At 69.9% G+C, this 1,941-nt stretch carries 2 protein-coding genes; both read left to right on the top strand.

The features are described from left to right. Positions 1-1,203 (top strand): class II fumarate hydratase (locus RMO85_RS05255; RefSeq protein ID WP_310526995.1); only part of this gene is annotated, 1,203 nt, incomplete at its 5' end. A gap of 5 nt (positions 1,204-1,208) precedes the next feature. Next, a complete protein-coding gene (locus RMO85_RS05260; protein WP_310526997.1) occupies positions 1,209-1,904 on the top strand; it encodes a class I SAM-dependent methyltransferase in 696 nt (231 codons plus the stop codon). Positions 1,905-1,941: the final 37 nt, after the last annotated feature.

Below are 1,941 nucleotides of genomic sequence, written 5' to 3' on the forward strand. Positions count from 1 at the left end.
CTCGGCGTGATCACCCCCGAACAGGGCGCCGCGATAGCCGCGGCAGCGGGCGAGGTGGCGGCGGGTGAGCACCTCGACGCCTTCCCGCTCGACGTGTTCCAGACCGGCTCCGGCACGAGCTCGAACATGAACATGAACGAGGTCCTCGCGAGTCTCGCTGGCGGCGTGGACCCGAACGGCATCCATCCCAACGACCACGTCAACGCCTCGCAGTCCTCCAACGACACCTTCCCGACCGCGATCCACGTCGCCGCCACACTCGCCGTCGTCGAGGACCTGCTGCCGGCGCTGGCCACCCTGGAGGCGTCACTGTCCGCGAAGGCATCGCAGTTCGCCGAGCTGGTCAAGGCCGGGCGCACGCACCTGATGGACGCGACGCCGGTGATGCTCGGACAGGAGTTCGGCGGCTATGCCGCGACGGTGTCGTACGCCGCACAGCGGCTCGGCGGCGTACTCCCCCGCGTCCGCGAGCTCCCCCTCGGCGGCACCGCCGTGGGCACCGGGATCAACACCCCGCCCGGCTTCGCGGCCGCGGTGATCGCGGCGCTGGTCGCCGAGACCGGGCAGGAGTTCACCGAGGCGCGCAACCACTTCGAGGCGCAGGGCACGCGTGACTCGCTCGTCGAGCTGTCCGGTGTGCTGCGCACGATCGCCGTCGGCCTGACCAAGATCTGCAACGACCTGCGCTGGCTGTCGTCCGGGCCGACGACCGGCCTCGCGGAGATCCACCTGCCCGACCTCCAACCGGGGTCGAGCATCATGCCGGGCAAGGTCAATCCGGTGCTGCCCGAGGCGACGCTGATGGTGTGTGCGCAGGTCGTCGGCAACGACGCCGCCGTGGCCTGGGCAGGTGCGAGCGGCAACTTCGAGCTCAATGTGCAGATGCCGGTCATCGCCCGCAACCTGCTCGAGTCCATCCGGATCCTCTCGACCTCCACGACCCTGCTCGCCGAGCGCTGCATCGACGGCATCACGGCCGACGCCGACCGCATGCGCGCCTACGCCGAGTCCTCCCCGAGCGTCGTCACGCCACTCAACAAGCACCTCGGCTACGAGGAGGCCGCGAAGGTGGCGAAGCAGGCATTGAGGGACGGGACGACGATCCGTGAGACCGTGCTCGCGATGGGGTACGCCGAACGCGGCGTCCTCACCGAACAGCAACTCGATGAAGCCCTCGATGTGGAACGGATGACTCGCCCGTGAGCCAGATGAACGACCCGGAGCACGTCCGCTCGCAGTACGCCACCGAGGACAGGCTCCAGACCCGCCGCTCGGTCTGGCAGCCCACCGCCGCCGGCATGGATCCGGTGAACGAGGCGCTGAACGCGATCGACCGCGCCCTCGTCGGTGACGCCGACGTGCTCGAGGTCGGCTGCGGCACGGGCGCGATGGCCGAGCAGATCCATGCCCTCCCCGGCGTGACGCTGATTGCGATCGACTTCTCGCCGCGCTTCGTCGAGCTCACCGCCGCTCGCGGCGTCGACGCACGTGAAGCTGACATCTGCTACCTGCCGTTCGACGACGCGTCCTTCGACGTCGTGTACGCCGGCTGGATGCTCTACCACGTCCGCGACCTCGAGCGAGCCCTCAACGAGGTCCGCCGCGTGCTGCGCCCGGGCGGCACCTTCGTGGCCGTCACCAACGGCAACGACCACCTCGCCGACCTGCGCATCGCGGCCGGCGGCAAGGCGTTGGTCACGCAGTTCAGCAGCGAGACCGGCGAGTTCGTCCTCGGCCGCCGCTTCGCCGACGTGCGTCGTCACGACCTCGAGACGCGCGCCGTCTTCCCCGACCATGCCACGGCCCAGGCCTACCTCGACTCCTCCGACGAGGGCATGGTGCTGCCGCCCTTCGTGGGTGAGCGGGAGTACGCCGGACACGTCACGGTGTTCGAGGCACGCTGACCCGATCCGCGAGCAAGGTCGCGAGCGACCTCGCGAG

Origin of the sequence: Nocardioides sp. (assembly GCF_031422975.1) — a bacterium.
In the GTDB taxonomy this organism is placed as follows: domain Bacteria; phylum Actinomycetota; class Actinomycetes; order Propionibacteriales; family Nocardioidaceae; genus Nocardioides.